The 18619-nt window shown below is 46.7% G+C and carries 1 protein-coding gene; it reads left to right on the forward strand.

Features of this window, described 5'->3' with window-relative positions; genetic code table 11:
• Positions 1 to 837: 837 nt before the first annotated feature.
• On the forward strand, positions 838 to 18619 hold a 17782-nt coding region (locus AAA943_RS21555), incomplete at its 3' end, for a DUF7507 domain-containing protein (RefSeq protein ID WP_338226486.1).

Consider the following 18619-nt stretch of genomic DNA (forward strand, 5'->3'; position numbering starts at 1 on the left):
TTGGGCCCATTGGAGCACGCCTTAAATTCCAGGTTACTGGATAGTTAGTTCGGTTTTGGATTCAAATTGCCAGAACAGATTTGATTTTTGATATGGCTTGAATGTACTGAAGTTTGATTTTGGATTTATCTGATTCTCGATAAATGGTCATTCTTGGCTCTTCAATGGCTTTTCATAAAAAAATGAAAATCAGAAGTGGAGGATTTTGGGCTCGTCTTTATCCATCGGATGATTTTGGATTTTCATACCAGTATCCAAACAAAATCTGGGAATGGATCAATTTACCTAGTTAGATAGCGCTGTTTTTGGTCTTTGGACGTGCTTTCTTTTTAATCAAATAATGGCTGTGAATGTGGCTTGGTATTTACAATCAAATATCCCTAAACCATGCCTTAACCTATGATGGATAGGTAGGAATGCAGGATCCTATTTTCATAAAACTCCGGAAACCAACTCTTCAGCCAATTGAAAATGCTGGATTTTTGGCAGCAGCAAATGATTGAATTGGTGGATTTGGCAGTTGACTAAGGGTCTTCATGTTTTGGGGAAGGGGCTAACTGAAAAACAAATCCCTTTATTTATTCATAATAGAAATGAAAAGTTCCAGAATAAAATATTGGAAAAAGTTTCTTTTTTTATCATTTATTTAAAACTTAACTCCTTGTTAATGATAAAAATTCTAAAAAAGCTTAGATTAATGTAAATTTCTTTGGTCTAATTCTGGCTAAATGATGAAATGAATGAAGATTCATTGAATCTGTGCACTAAAACTGATGCTTCAAAGACCCCCCACATAAGTTCCTAGTATATTCTCCATTCAAATTTTTAAAGAACTGCATGAAATTAATTACCGGCTTCTCCCTGATTCTTTTCCTACTGACCGGAAGCTTTCAAATCGGCTATGGGAACCCGCCAACAAGAATCACCCATTCACTTTCCGAATCGGTATTACCCAATCTCACCCTTACCAAATCGGCGAGTGAGCTCAGTCCAAATGCAGGTACTGAGATTACTTTTTTTCTCACCTTGACAAACAACGGTGACCAAACCGCAGTCGGAATAGAAGTACTTGATCAATTGCCCAGTGGGTTCACCTTCATCAGCGACAATGGGCAGGGGACTTATGCTGCTGGCACCGGGGTTTGGAATGTGGGTACATTGGAACCAGAAGAATCCAGAACGTTGGAAATTGTGGCATTGGTCCGGGGATCGGGAAATTTTGTCAACCAAGCTACTGTGACATTTGACGGTTCAGACGAAGACCCCAGTGACAATGAGGCTTCAGTCACTATTACTCCTGTTCCTCAAGCAGATCTATCCGTGACCAAATCAGCTTCGCAAACGGAGGTTCCGATGGGGTCGAACGTCACTTTTACCATCAATGTCACCAACGAAGGCCCCTCTCCTGCCACCGGCATTGAAGTGCAGGACCTTTTGCCATCTGGTCTGGCCTTTGTCTCTGCCAATTCAAGCCAAGGAAACTATAATGAAAACACCGGGCTTTGGGAAGTCGGAAACCTGGCTTCTAGCCTAAGTGCCTCGTTGACCATAGTTGCTCAGGTTTTGGAATCGGATGGCAGTTTGGATTATGAAAACCAGACTGAGATCATCAATTCCGATCAGCAAGACCCTAACCCTTCCAATAATTCTGATTCTTTCGCTATTAATCCCCTGGCCAATCCTTCATGGACACTGAGTAAAACTGCCCTAACCCCCGACTACAGCAATCCTGGGGATATCCTGGAATTTGAATTGGTTTTGACCAATACAGGCAATGTGTCCATCTCCAATGTGCAGGTGGTGGATATTCTGCTCAGCTCCGGTCCGGATTTGATTTCAGGAGATGATGGAGACGGGATTTTGGAAGTAGGTGAAAGTTGGACTTATGCCGGGACCTATGAAGTTACCCAAGAGGATATAGATGAAGGAAAAGTGATGAATTCGGCCACTGCCTCAGGAGATCCCGTTGCAGGCAATCTGAACGAAGTCTCAGCTACTGCGGAAGTCACAGCTGATCAGAGTCCATTATGGAGTATAAGTAAAATAAGCAGTGTGGATAACTTTTCCCAAGTAGGGGAAGAAATCACCTATGAGATCACCTTGGTCAATGAAGGCAATGTGAGTATTTTCAATGCGAACGTATCAGATCCTATGGCTACGACAGGTCCGGATTTGATTTCGGGTGACGATGGTGATGGGATACTGGAGGTAGGTGAAACTTGGATTTTCGAAGCGACCTATCTTGTCACCCAAGAAGATATTGATGCCTTGAGCATCACCAATGAGGTCACCGCCAACGGGGATTTGCGGGTAGGATCGCTCAATTCGGTCTCCGATACGGAGACGGATCAGGCTGTTTTAAATCCGGCTTGGACCTTTGCGAAGAGTGCAAGCCCGACCGATTATCAATCTGTTGGCCAGGTCATTACCTATACGTTTTCTCTGGAAAATACCGGGAATGTATCCATCAGTAAGGTCACTATAGATGATGCCCAGCTCACCCAGGATGCTGAATTGATTTCTGGGGACTCTAATTCAGATGGCAAATTGAACCCAGGAGAGATTTGGCTTTATGAGGGAAGCTACACTGTTACCCTTCAGGATTTGAATAATGGCAGCATTACCAATAATGCCACAGTGTCTGGAGATATTCCGGCAGGTACTCTGGAGGATCAAGAGGATGAAGTCACGGTCAATGCCCTTCAAAACCCTTCCTGGACTTTGACCAAGGTCAGCAACCCCAACCCTGCCAGTTATGATCAGGTTGGGGATGAAATTCAATATACCATCCGTGTGGAAAACACAGGTAACGTCAGTATTTCCAATGTGATGGTAGCTGACCCTTCTGCAACCACCGGACCGACCTTGCAATCCGGGGATTCCAATTCCAACGGGGTTTTGGATCCAGGAGAAATTTGGGTGTATCGAGCTACTTACCAAGTGACCCAAGAGGACATAGACAATGGTTCTTACACCAACACGGCTACTGCCACCGGAGATCCGGCCGGTGGAAGCTTGGATGATGCCTCGGATGAATTCACAGTTGATGCAGAACAAAACCCTTCCTGGTCCATTTCCAAGACGGTTCAGCAGGGAGGGTTCTCCACTTTGGGTGAGGTATTGACTTATGAAATCATTGTATCCAACACCGGAAATGTATCCATTACTGACGTGGTGGTTTCAGATCCCTTTGCTACGACCGGACCCACTTTCGTATCTGGAAGTATCAATGATGACGAGGTTTTAGAGGTTGGGGAAACTTGGACTTTTGAAGCGACCCACGTGATCACACAGGAGGACCTGGATGCGGGTAATTTTACCAATACGGTCACCGCAAGTGGAACTCCAGCGGGAGGTAACCTCGATGAGGTAACGGATTCCGAGTCTTTGGACGGATCTCAAAACCCCCAACTTTCCCTTTCCAAAACGGTGGATCAATCCGGGTACAGTGCCGCGGGAGATGAGTTAGATTATACCATCGTTATCACCAATACCGGGAATCAGACGATATCAGATATAGTTTTGATAGATCCAAAAGCCGGAATAGTGGAAGAAGTGGGCACTTTGGAACCCGGAGAGTCCTTTGTCCTTGAGGTCAAGTATACAGTGACCCAAGCAGATGTGGACAGGGGATCTCTCCAAAATACGGCCACCGCTACGGGTTCAAGCCCATCCGGAGGAACTGTCCCAAGCAGGGATTCAGAGACACTCAATGGCGCTCAAACTCCAGCTATGGTGCTGACCAAAACTGTGGATAAGTCCGAATTTGATACGGTAGGGGAAGAATTAACCTACACGGTGACCGTGCAGAATACCGGCAATATAACCATCAACAATCTTGAGGTGACCGACCCTTTGCTTTCAGGAGGATTGACCTACGTTTCGGGAGATTTGGATGAGGATGGAGTATTTGACGTTGGCGAAACCTGGATCTTCACTGGTGTCTATGCGGTAACTCAGGAAGATATCGATTCTGGAGGTGTGGAAAACACAGCTACTGCCTCCGGGAATCCAGCAGCAGGCTCCCTACCTGATCGTTCGGATTCAGCCGGTTCTTTGGCTATTCAAAATCCTGCTTGGGAAATGACCAAGACCGCGACTAATTCTCCTAAAGAATTTACTCAGGCAGGGGAAGTCATCACGTATGAAATCGAAGTGACCAATACTGGAAATGTTTCCATCGAAAATGTGGATGTCTTCGATCCGGGAGCTACTACCCCTCCAGTATATGCATCAGGTGATTTGGACAATGACCAGGTTTTGGATCCTGGAGAAACCTGGATCTTCGAAGCTAGCTATACGGTGAAGCAGTCCGATATCGACGCAGGCTCCTTTAGAAATACGGCTACTGCCAACGGAGATTCCCGAGGAGGACTCTTGCCGGAAATTGAATCTACCGAAACCGTCCCCGCCATGCAAAATCCGGCTTGGGAAATCACCAAAACGGCAAATAAAGATAGTTATCAACAAGTCGGGGAGATCATCACTTACACGTTTGAAGTAGAAAACACAGGAAACATATCCATCACCAATCCGGTGATTTCAGATCCTATGACCAGTACTCCCCAGTTTCAAGGTGGAGATTCCAATGGAAACAATGTCTTGGATCCTGGAGAAACCTGGACTTACATTGCAACTCATCAAGTCACCCAAGAAGACATCAATAACGGAGTCCTTTCCAATTCCGTGACGGCCAATGGGACGGTTCCTGAAGGGCTGGATCTTCCTGAAGTTGGGGATACCTTGGAAATTGATGCCATTCAAATCACCGAAATCAGTGTGGATAAGTCCGTAGATCAGGAGACCTACGATGAGGATGGAATTGTATTGACCTTTACCATAGAGGTAGAAAACATTGGGAATGTAGATCTGGAAAATGTTTCGGTTTCAGACGAATTACTGAATCTGAATGAAAGCAATTTGACTTTGGCTCCAGGTGAAAAGCTCACGTTCACTGGTAGCATCACCGTCACTCAGGAAGATGTGGATAACGGAAGCATTTCCAATACGGCTTCTGCTTCTGCCAATGGTCCGGATGGAACGCAGACAGAAGATGAGGACACGGTCGTATCTACGGCAGTTCAGCGTCCCGCTATTTCTGTGGAAAAGTCATTGGAGGAAAATGGATTTGCCGAGCCGGGAGATGAGTTGAATTACTCCATCGTAGTCACCAACACCGGAAATGTCACTTTAACTGACGTGACCATTACCGATCCTTTGACCGGATTGGACCAAATGATTCCTAGCCTGGCTCCTGGTGAATCCGTCACCATCGACGTTAGCTACCAAGTCACTCAGGAAGACATCAACAATGGTACGGTCACCAATGATGCCCAAGCCACCGCTTTGGATCCAAACGGACAAGAGATAGAAGACGGAGACAGCGTCAGCATTGATGGAGCTGAAAGTGACGGATTGACTATTTTGAAGACGGCAAATGTGCCAGGTTACGCACAGGCAGGGGATGTGATCACCTACACTTTGGTAGTTACGAACTCTGGAAACAAGACCTTGGTAGACGTGGAAGTTACCGATCCGCTTACAGGTTTCACCGAAACGATTCCGGTACTTGAGCCTGGAGATTCTCAGTCTTTTACCGTCACCTACACCATTACCCAAGAAGATGTGGATAATGGAAGCCTTACCAATACGGCCAATGTTTCTGGTACTGATCCCGCTGGAATCACGGTTGAAGATTCAGATGATGAAATCTTAAATGGCGCAAAAGACCCTTCTCTTCGAATGGATAAATCGGTTTCCGGTGGCCCTATTGAAGAAGGTCAAGTTCTGACCTACACCATTGTCATCACCAATGATGGAAATCAAACCATCTCTGACATCGTGATTACGGACGACCTGGATCCCGATAGCCCTGTTTCAATTGGGGATTTGGCTCCCGGAGATTCATTTACCTACACTTTTGATTATGTCGTCACTGCCGCTGATGAAGAAAATGGGGCAGTTTCAAATACAGCCAATGTTTCGGGTCAAAGTCCGGATGGAAACCCTATCGAAGATTCGGACACAGCCAATATCGGCAGCGGATCCAATAATCGTTTGGAACTGGAAAAAGATGTGCAGCAATTTGGCTTTTTCACCGAGGGGGATGTACTTAATTACACCATTCGAGTAAGGAATAGAGGCTCCAGCGACTTAATTGGGATTGAAGTCATCGATTCAAAAGTGGGCTTAAATGAAACCATCAATCTGAATTCCGGAGAAAGCCAAACCTTTAATGCTGCTTACACGGTAACCCAGCAGGATTTGGATGTGGGTTTTGTGGAAAATACAGCAACGGCCACGGTGACTGCCCCGGATGAGGAAGTGCTGAACGTAAGCGATACTGAGATTGTAAACGGAGTCCAAACGCCACGCCTTAAAATTGACAAACAAGCACAAATCAACGGATACAGCAGGTCTGGGAATGTCATCCCCTACACCATCATCGTAGCCAATACCGGAAATGTCACCCAGTTTGATGTCGTGGTGGTCGATCCTTTGACAGGCCTGAATCAAAACATTGGAGACTTGGCCCCTGGGGATATCGTCACGCTAAACGAAAGTTACACCGTCGTCCAAAACGACCTGAATGTAGGTTTTGTAATCAACACGGCTACAGCAACAGGAAACGACTTCTATGACCGGCAGATTACCGCCTCCTCCTCTGACCGGGTAGGTGCCGCCTTGAATCCGAGATTGGTCTTCACCAAGTCGGTAACTCCAACCAGTTTTAGTACTCCGGATACGGATCTGAACTATACCATTACCGTTTCCAATACAGGAAACATCACCTATTTCAATTTGGTGGTGTCAGATCCGCGAATTGACCTTACTTCCGAGCCTTTTGACCTGAATCCCGGAGAGAGTCGAACCTTCACCGGAACCTATGTCACCACTCAGGAAGACTTGGATATAGGCCAAGTGACCAACACAGCTTCGGTCTCGGGAGAAGATTTCTACCAAAATCCCATCAATCGCACAGATTCTAAAACCGTCAATGCCAATAGGAATCCACAAATCACGGTTACTAAATCAGCCGATGTATCCAGCTTTACTCAGCCGGGAGATCGGATCAGCTATACCCTAGTCATGTCCAATACCGGGAACATCACCATCGATGATCCGGTCTTGAATGATCCAAAAGTAAATGATCTGACCTACATTGATGGGGATGACGGAGATGGAGTACTGCAGGTAGGTGAATCATGGAATTACACTGCCAGCTACCTCGTCACCCAGGAGGATATTGATGCAGGTGAATTTGCCAATACAGCCACAGCTACAGGCAATGCCCGTGGAGGTGGTCCGGTCACCGGCCGAGGCAATGAATCGGTGGATGCCAATCAGACCCCGGGATGGATTTTAACCAAGCGCAGTACCAATCTTCCCAAAGTGTATTCGCAGGTAGGCGAGGTATTGACCTACGAACTAAGGATACAAAACGTGGGCAATGTATCCATCCGAAATATCAATCTTTCTGATCCCAAAGCTACCCAAGGACCCTCTTTTGTATCCGGTGATGTAGACAATGACCAGGAATTGGATGTGGACGAAGTTTGGACGTATTCGGCCTCATATACCATCACGCAGGCTGATTTGGATAGAGGTAGCTTTAGCAATACGGCTACTGTAAGCGGGACTCCTGCCGGAGGAAATCTTCCTAACCAAACAGCCACAGAGACTGTCCCTGCAATCCAGACTCCGAGGTGGACGCTGACCAAAACCAGTATAACCAATCCAAATACCTATTCCCGGCCAGACCAAAAGTTGAATTATAATATTGTTGTTACCAATACGGGAAATGTCAGTATTTCTGAGGTGGTGGTGACCGATCCATTGCTTTCCAAACCGCCAACCTACAGAACAGGCGATATAGATGGAGACCGGATTCTAGATGTAGGAGAGGCTTGGACTTATGCCGCAGAATATACTGTCACACAAGAGGATATTGACGCAGAGCGTTTCGTCAATACCGCTTCGGCGGTAGGAACTCCTGCAGGAGGTATTCTTCCTCAGCAATCAGATGATGAACTTGTCTTTGCCACGCTGAATCCAAGGTTGAGGGTGACCAAAACGGTAAATAAATCAGGATTTATTACTGTGGGAGAAAGTCTGGTCTACACGATTGTGGTAGCCAACACGGGAAATATGACCTTATTTAATGTGGAAGTTTTGGATCCGAAAACGGGTCTGGAAGAGTCTATTCCTCAGCTTAATCCAGGAGAATCTGTCTCCTACACAGAGACTTACTTGGTTACTCAGCAAGATTTGGATGAGGGCTCCATTATTAATACTGCTACAGCCACTTCTACTACCGAGTCGGGGACACCGGTCAATGGACAAGATTCTGCCTCCATCAATGGAGCTCAGAATCCCAAAATCGATATTCAAAAAACGGTAGGCCAGTCTGGCTTCCTGAATGTAGGTGATGAGCTGGTGTATACTTTGACTGTTACCAATTCCGGAAACGTCACGCTTTTCGATGTGGAAGTTTCTGATCCTAAGCTCTCTTTTTCCACTACCATCGATGAAATGATTCCAGGACAAGTGGAAGTTTATTCCGGATCCTATTTTGTCCAGCAGATCGATATTGACAATGGACAAATTATCAATATCGCGACAGCGAGAGGGAATGATTTTTTGGGAAATGACATCAATGATTTTGCCGTTCAGCGTGTCACGGGAGTTCAAAACCCAAGAGTATCTTCCTCCAAATCCTCTCCTCAAACAAGCTATTCTTTCTTGGGAGAAGTGATCAACTACGAAATCCGGATCAACAATACCGGAAATGTGACCCTATATGATGTACAGGTGGATGATCCCAAGGCGGAAATCACCAGCGTAAACCCCATACCAACCATAGAACCGGGTACTACAGCCGTGGTGACGGCAAGACATATCGTAACCCAAGCTGACTTGGATGCGACTACTTACAGCAATCAAGCCACTGCTTTGGCCAATTTAAGAGTTGGAGATCCTCTGAGTACGACTACCAACCGGGTGACCTTGAATTCGGTCCAAAATCCTTCGATTTCAATAATCAAAACTTCTGAAACAGCGGATTATGATGAAGTAGGGGATGTGCTGGAGTATACCCTAGTGGTAACCAATACAGGCAATGTGACCCTGTCCAATATTCAGGTGACCGATCCTTTTGCGGCGATTATTTCCGGCAATCCTGTAGGAACTTTAGCTCCTGGTCAATCCGCTACACTGACAGCGGAGCATGTAGTCACCCAAGCCGACTTGGATGCCGGCCTCTATACCAATAAGTCTACTGTGGTGGGATTCAGTCCGCTCAATGTGGAAGTTTCAGCCGAATCGGAGACGGTATCCATTCCGGCTATTCAGACTCCTGCTGTTGAAATTACCAAGGCCACCTCTACCTCTTCCTACGATGAGCAAGGAGATGTGCTTTCCTATACTTTGATCGTGACCAATACAGGAAACATCACGCTAAGTGAAGTGACCGTTTCAGACCCGAATGCTGAGATTATTTCAGGAAGTCCTATTTCTACCTTGGCTCCCGGGCAATCTGCCACAGTCAATGCTCGGCATAATGTTGAATTGGCAGACCTGAATGCTGGATTCTATACCAATCAAGCCACAGTATCAGCCCAGGATACCAATGAAGATCCGGTGTCCAATCTATCCAATGAAGTAACCATACCTGCGGTACAAGTTCCTGCTTTTGAATTGGAAAAGACGGCCTTGGTCAATTCCTATTCATTTGTAGGAGAAGAAATCAGCTATAGGCTGACGGTCACCAATACAGGAAACGTAACCCTGACCAATGTGCTGGTTTCTGATCCGCTTACCGGCACAAGCAATGCGAATTTACCCGACTTGGATCCGGGTGAATCAGCAAGTATTACCGTAAGCTATAGGGCAGTGACCTTGGAGGACTTGGACCGTGGGTTTATTGAAAATACGGCCAATGCAAGCGCTGATGCCCCGGATAGCAGTAGTTTGGAGGATTCGGATACAGCTCGAGTTGAGGCGATTCAATCGCCTTTGATAGAGATCCGGAAAACAGCCAATGCCACGACTTTTGATGCGGTCAATGATGAAATTGTTTATACCATCGTCGTGACCAATATCGGGAACGTGACCCTGACCAATGTGGTCGTCACCGATCCCCTCACAGGCTTGTCAGAAACAATCCCATCATTGGAGCCTGAACAATCCGAGACCTATACCGAAACCATCTTAGTGACCCAATTGGATTTGGACAATGGCGCAATTGATAATACTGCTCGAACAGAAGCAGTAGCCCCAGATGGCACTCCGATCACCGATGTGGACAATGTACTTGTGTTGGCCAATCAAAATGGCAGCATCGAAATTGTAAAAACACCTACTCCTGTCAGCTTCAATGCACCGAATACCGTAATCTCTTACACGCTCGAGGTAACAAATAACGGAAATCTCACCTTGCTTGATGTGAATGTGGTCGACCCTTTGACCGGATTCACTACCACGATTGATCAATTGGATCCCGGACAAAGTGAAACCTTTACCACCACCTACACGACCACTCAGGCCGATTTGGATGCCGGACAGGTTCTCAACGAAGCGACTGCCCAAGGCCTTACCACTCAAAATGTGGAAATCAACGACACGGACGATGCCCGGGTGGTAGGAAGTAGAAGTCCCGGAATTGAGATCAGAAAAACCTCAAGTCCGAAATTCTTCAACGTCTTGGGAGATGAGATTAGCTTCACTTTTGAAATAGAGAACATAGGAAATGTCACATTGACCAATGTGATTGTGAATGATCCTCGGGTAGAATTTACCCAAGTCATTCCAACATTGGCTCCTGGAGAGATAGTCAATTTGTCTGCTAACTACACAATTGCGCAGCAGGATGTAGACAACAACCAATTCGAGAACGTAGCTTCCGTGACCGGAACCACTCCTGATGAAAATACAGTCACTGATCAGGATGTTGCCATCGTATTTGTTTTGGGATCTCCGGCTATAGAACTTGAGAAAACAGCTTCTCCCCGAACCTTTGACGGGCCAAATCAGGAGATCACCTATACCCTTACCGCAACCAATATTGGGGAGCAGACTTTGACTCAAGTGGTGATCGTGGATGACTTGACAGGTGATGAAAGTGCTCCGGTGACTTTGGGTCCGGGAGAGAGTACTACGCTGATTGTCACCTATGAGACTACTCAGGCGGATTTGGATGCCGGTCGCATCACCAATACCGCCCTGGTGACCAGTTTGGACCCTGATGATGAGGAGATTAGTGCTGGAGCAAATGCAGTGGTTTTAGGACAGCAGGCACCGTCCATCGGTATTTCCAAGACAGCTGGACAGCTAATTTATCGGCAGGTAGATGAAGTGATCACCTATGAAATCGTCATTACCAATACCGGGAATGTAACCCTGACGGATATCTCCTTTACTGATCCACTGACAGGAGATCAGAGTGTAATTCTCACTTCCTCCCTGGCTCCTGGCGAAAGCTTGACCATCACACGTACCTACTCCATCACACAAGAAGATATCGATCGAGGCTTCTTGGTCAATACTGCATCTGTTTCCGGAACGGATCCGAATGGAGTGGATACCGAAGATGAAGATGACGCTCGGGTGATTTCCTTCCGTCAGTCTGGAATTTCAGTATCCAAAACTCCACTAACCCGATTCTATTCTGCTCCGGATATCAGCATAGGATATGAAATCTCAGTGACCAATATCGGCAATACGACATTGACTGAGGTGGAAGTGACTGATCCTTTGACTGGATTTGTAACTCAACTACCCGAATTAGCCCCTGACCAAACTGAAGTATTTACCACGTTCTATCTCACTACTCAGGCAGATGTAGATCGTGGTTTTGTAGAAAATCAGGCGACGGCCACTGGAACCACTCCTGCCGGACTGACGGTGGATGACAGCGATGTGGCCTTGATTTTGGCACAAAGAGCCGGGGCCATTCAATTGGAGAAAGTAGCCGATAGGGAGGTGTTTACCTCAGATGGAGAATTGATTACCTATTCCCTCCTCGTGACCAATACCGGAAACGTTACTTTGAATACCATTTCAGTGGTCGATCCATTAACCCGATTTGATGAAGTAATTCCAAGCTTAGCACCTCAGGAAAGCGTTGCATTGACCACAACTTATACGGCTCGTCAAGAAGATTTGGATGCAGGAGAAATCAACAATACAGCCACTGCAAGTGGGCTCACTCCGGCAAGCCTAAGGGTGACAGATTCAGATTCTGAACGGGTGTTAGGCCAGCAAATGCCGGGTATTTCCGTAGTCAAAACAGCCAACCCATTGACCTATGCAGCAGCTGATGAGGTGATTACTTACACCCTGACCGTAACCAATACAGGAAATGTCACCTTGGATCCGGTAGCTATTCTTGATCCTCTGACTGATTTGGATCAGACCTTGGGTTCCTTGGAAGTAGGGGAGACTGTGACTTTGACTACCAAATACACGATTACCCAGGCAGACGTGGATGCAGGGGAAGTAACTAATATAGCGGCAGTTTCCGGACTTTCTCCAAAAGGAAACCTTGTGGAAGATCAGGATGATGCCCAAGTCACTGCCATCCAAAATCCTGGAATAGCGATTGAAAAATCCAGTGATGTGAACACCTACGATGCTGTTGGAGATTTGATCACGTATACTCTTTTAGTCACCAATACGGGCAATGTGACCCTGGAACGGGTGATTGTTTCAGACCCATTGACTGAGTTGGGTGTCGTAATTCCTTCCCTTGCTCCTCAGGAATCCGTGACGCTGACGGAGGTCTATGCCATTACTCAAGTGGATCTTGATGCAGGTCTGGTGGTCAACACAGCCAGTACATCAGGAATCCCTCCCTCAGGAGTTCGAATATCGGATCAGGATGCCCATACTGTCCGGGCTATCCAACAGCCAGCCATTGATTTGGTCAAGACGGCTGCTCCTACCCAATATACTTCGGTAGGTACAGTCATCACGTATCAGCTTACCGTCACCAATACTGGCAATGTTTCCCTGAGAGATGTTCGGGTTCAAGATCCATTGACATCCTTCAATCGAACCGTGGGAACCCTTGAACCCAATCAGTCTGCCTCCTTGACTGCTACTTACACGATTACACAGGAGGATTTGGACCGGGGTTCGGTGACAAATCGAGCCCTAGCCCGCGGAGTAGCTCCTGACAACAGACCGGTAGATGATGAAGATCAGGTGACTGTGACTGCGGTGCAAAGCCCAGACATTGAATTGACCAAAACAGCCAATGTAAATTCCTTCGATTCGGAGGGGGATTTGATTACCTACACCTTAGAGGTGATCAATACCGGAAACGTGACTTTGCAAAATGTCACAGTTGAAGATCCGCTGACCAGTACTTCCGAGATTGTTGGAACTTTGGCACCCGGAGAGTCTGCTTCAATAGAAGCAACCTATTCCGTGACCCAAGAGGATGTAGATCAAGGCTTTGTTACCAATGTGGCCACTGCTACCGGCGAAGCTCCCGACGGCTCCGAACCGTCAGATGAAGATGCATTGACCGTTGAGGGGGTTCAAAATCCTGAAATCAGCTTAACCAAAGAAACCGGCAACCTGAATTACGATACGGTTGGGGAGGAAATTGCCTATGTCATCACCGTAGAAAATACCGGCAATGTGACCTTGTCCCAAGTAGAGGTGGAGGATCCATTGACCGGAGAGTCCATCCTCATTCCTTCTTTGGCACCGGGAGAGGAAATTGTGCTGAACACGTCTTATTTCGTTACGCAAGAGGATTTGGATGGAGGTTCTGTGCTCAACACTGCCACGGTGGAGGCAGTAGATCCCAATGGTGAATCAGTCAGCGATGAAGATGAGGTGACTTCAATAGCCAATCAGACACTCGGACTTGAGGTTACCAAATCTCCGACTCCACTCATTTACACCACAGCAGGTACTGTCATCACCTATCAGATTTTGGTGAAAAATATTGGAAACGTAACCCTTTCCGGAGTCAACACCCAAGACCCTCAGACTGGGTTTGAGCAGATACAAGCAGTTTTGGCTCCTGGGGAAACGATCCAATACACGACAACTTATACCGTAACCCAAGAGGATTTGGATTTCGGTTCGTTTACCAACACGGTAACTGCCGAGGCTTCGGGTCCAAATGGGGAATTTGTAGAAGATCAGGATCAAGCGAGGGTTTTTGCCAGACAGATTGGTGAAATTGAGATCACTAAGACTCCGAATACCCGAATTTTTGACGAGGCAGGGGAGGAGATTACCTATACTATCGTAGTCACCAACACAGGAAATGTCACTTTGACTGAGGCGGTAATTTCCGATCCTCAAACAGGGTTGAATGAAAATTTAGCCAGTTTGGCACCAGGCGAATCCTTGACTTTCACTACGACCTATACTCTCACTCAGACTGATGTCAACAATGAATCTTTCCGAAATACAGCTACAGCCACCGGGATTGATCCTAATGGGGAAACAGTACGGGATGAAGATGATGCCCGTGTTTTTGTAAGGGGTGCGGCGGCTATCGAACTCACAAAAACACCTAGTCCAAGACTGTTTAATTCTGCCGGCGAGGTAATTACCTACACGTTTACCGTAGTGAATGTTGGGAATCAGACCTTAACGGATATTGTACTATCGGATCCAAAGATTGGCTTGATCAATCAGCCTCTTGGAACCTTGGAGCCTAGGCAATCGACTAGGTTCACTGCGACCTACTTAGCTACACAAGAGGACATGGATGCCGGATTTATATTCAATCAAGCCAGCGTCAGCAGCTTGGATCCGGATAATCGGGCGATTGAAGACACCGATTTTGCCCTCGTCGGCGGAATCCGGTCTGCAGCCATCGAGTTGATCAAAACTCCTGTTCAGCGAGTGTTTGATCAGGCTGGAGATGCGGTTGATTACACCTTGACAGTAACCAATGTGGGCAATGTGACTTTGACAGATGTTGTAGTCAATGATCCATTGACTGAGTTTACCAGCAATCCATTGACTTTGGCTCCGGGAGAAAGTGAAATTCTCTCCACTAGCTACACGATAATTCAGGATGATCTGGATGCTGGGTTTGTTCGAAACACTGCCGATGCTGTAGGCATTTCTCCATCAGGCAGACCGGTGGAAAGTACGGATAATGCCTTAGTCCTCGGAAGAAGAAGTGCAGCCATCCAAATCGATAAAGCGCCACTTCAGCGGATTTATGCCGCTCCGGATGAAGAAATCTTCTATGAGTTGACCATCACCAATACCGGGAATGTTACGCTTACCAACGTCGGCGTAGTAGACGAATTGACAGATACGGATCAGACCATTGCTTTGCTTGAGCCGGGCGAAACCAGGGTCATTACAGTCAGCTACACTACCACTCAGGAAGATTTAGATCGTGGGTTTGTTCTAAATACCGCGAGTGTATCTGGTACTACCCCAGCAGGAAGAACAATAACGGACTCAGACCGTGCGATTATTCTTGCAAACAGACAGGCGGCGATAGAATTGATTAAGGAGAATGTGACCCAAGACTACGATGAAATTGGGGATATCTTGACCTACTCGCTGACTGTGACCAATACCGGAAATGTTACACTCACAGCCATCCGAATTGAAGATCCATTGACTCAAACGGATCAGGTTCTTCCGGTTGATTTGTCTCCAGGAGAGTCAGAAACGCTGACAGTAACTTATGAAGTCACCCAGGATGACCTCGATAGAGGAGATGTAGAGAATCAGGCTACAGTTTCCGCCACCACTCCAGCCAATCGTCAGGTGCAGGATCAGGATAATGCACGAATACCGGCCGTTCAAAATCCAGGAATTGATCTGGTGAAATCAGTGGCGGAGACTGAGTTTGATGAGGCAGGAGACATATTGAACTACACCCTTGTGGTCACCAATACTGGCAATGTCACCTTGTCTGAAGGAAGTTTGATTGACCCATTGACCGGTTTGAATGAAAATTTGGGGACTTTGGCTCCAGGTGAATCTGCGATTTTTTCTGTTTCCTACACCGTGACTCAGCAGGATGTAGATGCAGGCTTTGTGACCAATTTGGCCACTGCTACTGGAACTGATCCCAATGGAGTGGATACAGAAGATGAGGATGAGGTGACCGTGACAGGCATCCGGAATCCTGAAATTCAGGTCACCAAAACTGCGCTCACCAGTTCTTACAATGAGGCAGGAGATGTGCTCAACTATCAGATTACTGTGACCAATACGGGTAATGTCACGCTAACCAATGTGAAAGTGAACGATCCTCTGACCGGGTTGGCTCAGAATGTCGGCACTTTGGCCCCCGGGCAATCCGTGTCGATCAGCACCTCCTATCCTGTGAATCAAGCGGATGTGGATACAGGTTTGGTAAATAACCAAGTGGATGCTTCTGGCCAGGATCCTGATTTGGAATTAGTAGAGGATTCGGATACTGCTGAAGTGGCGGGTATCAAGGAGCCTTCCATTTCTATTTTGAAAGAGGCTGATGCTTCTAGTGTAGATGAAGCAGGATCGATCATTACTTATACCTTGACCATTACCAACACAGGAAATGTAACCTTGAGCGATGGTCAGATTGAAGATCCTCTCACAGGATTCTCCGGGACTTTTGAAACTTTGGCTCCTGGAGAATCCATTACTCGAACAACCACCTATGTGGTTACTTTGGAGGATATGGATGCAGGCGAAATTCCCAATACTGCTACCGTTGAGGCCTTGGATCCGGATCAAGGATTGATTGAAGATGAGGATTCAGAATTGGTGGAAGCGATTCAGTTGCCGCTGATTGAAATCGTCAAAAAAGCAAATGTTAATTCCTATGATGAGGCAGGTCAGGAAATTGTCTACACCTTGACCGTCACCAATCTTGGAAATGTAACCTTGACGAATGTGACCGTCTCCGATCCATTGACTGATTTTGAGGAAGGCGGAAATACCTTGGAGCCTGGGGAAAGTTTGACTTTGACTACAAGCTATCTTGTCAGTCAAGAAGATGTAGATGCCGGGTTTGTTGAAAATACTGCGACTGCAACCGGATTGGATCCCAATGGACAAGAAGTGGAGGACGAGGATTCCTTGACCCTAGAAGCATTGCAGGTGGGAAGTGTGAACCTAACAAAAACTGCCAGTCCAAGAGTCTACAGGGCTGAGGGCGATATAATCACCTACACCTTGACAGTTACCAATACTGGGAATTTGACTTTGACTAGCTTGGAATTGACTGATCCCCTGACGGATTACTCTGAAACCTTTGGGCCGTTGGCCCCGGGACAAAGCCAGACCTTTACCACCACCTATTCGGTTACTCAGGAGGATGTAGACGGTAGGTTCGTCATCAATGATGCCCAAGTGGTGGCTGTTACGGCTACAGATGAAGTCGTTAGCGATCAGGATCAAGTTACTGTTGTATCAAATGGTACTGCTGCAATTGAAATTACCAAGACTGCACAGCCTTTCATTTATATCCGAGCTGGGCAAGTGATCACCTATACCTTGGAGGTGACCAATATCGGTACCCAAACTTTGAGCAATGTCCGAGTCACTGACCCCTTGACAGGATTGGACAGAAACCTTGGAAGTCTTGCCCCGACAAGCTCGAGAACCTTGGTAACTACTTACACTGTGACTCAAGCTGATGTGGATAATGGATCAGTGAGCAACACTGCCACGGTAACAGCCCTAAGTCCAAATCAGGAGGAAGTAACTGATACCGATGCTGCCACCGTGAGGGCCTTGAGGCTCGGACGAATTACAATTGATAAATCGCCTAGTCCAAGACTGTATCGAAATGAGGGAGATATCATTCTTTACACGATAGTAATCGAAAATACGGGAAATGTGACGCTCACTGATGTTCAGCTGAGTGACCCACTTACAGGAGCTTTGGTGAACACTCAACCTTTAGCTCCCGGACAAAGCAGAACTTTTACCGAAAGATATGCAGTCACTCAGGAGGATGTTGATAGAGGCTTTGTATTAAATAGAGCAACAGTAGTAGCCTTGACACCAACCGAAAGGCAGCTTGAAGAATCCGATCTGGCCATTGTCTTCTCGGTGAGATCTGGTGACTTACAATTGACCAAAGAGGCCAATGTGGAAACCTACGATGAAGCAGGTGATGAAATCATCTATACCCTAACAGCCACCAATTCGGGCAATGTGACATTAAGGGATGTAGTATTTTCTGATCCATTGACAGATTTTGAAGCAGTGGTTCCGGTTTTATCGGTTGGTGAAAGCGAATCGGTTTCCTTCTCCTACTTGGTGACTCAAGAGGATTTGGATCAAGGTTTTGTTCCAAATACAGCCACGGTTCAGGCTATTACTCCGGCAGAAAGAACTTTGACAGATCAAGATTCAGAGTTGGTTTTTGCTATTCAAAATCCGGAAATCAGCATTGAGAAGAGCACGACCACCGAAAGCTTCGATGAGGAAGGCGATGTAATCGAGTACAGCTTGACGGTAACTAACACAGGAAACGTCACCCTGACCGATGTGACCATTACCGATCCGTTGACCGGACTGGATCAGAACATCGGAACCCTGGCACCGGGCGAAAGTGAAACCATCACGACGACCTATACGGTGACTCAGCAAGACGTGGACCGAGGCAGCGTAACCAACCTGGCCACTG

Source organism: Algoriphagus confluentis (genome assembly GCF_036245625.1).
Classification (GTDB): domain Bacteria; phylum Bacteroidota; class Bacteroidia; order Cytophagales; family Cyclobacteriaceae; genus Algoriphagus; species Algoriphagus confluentis.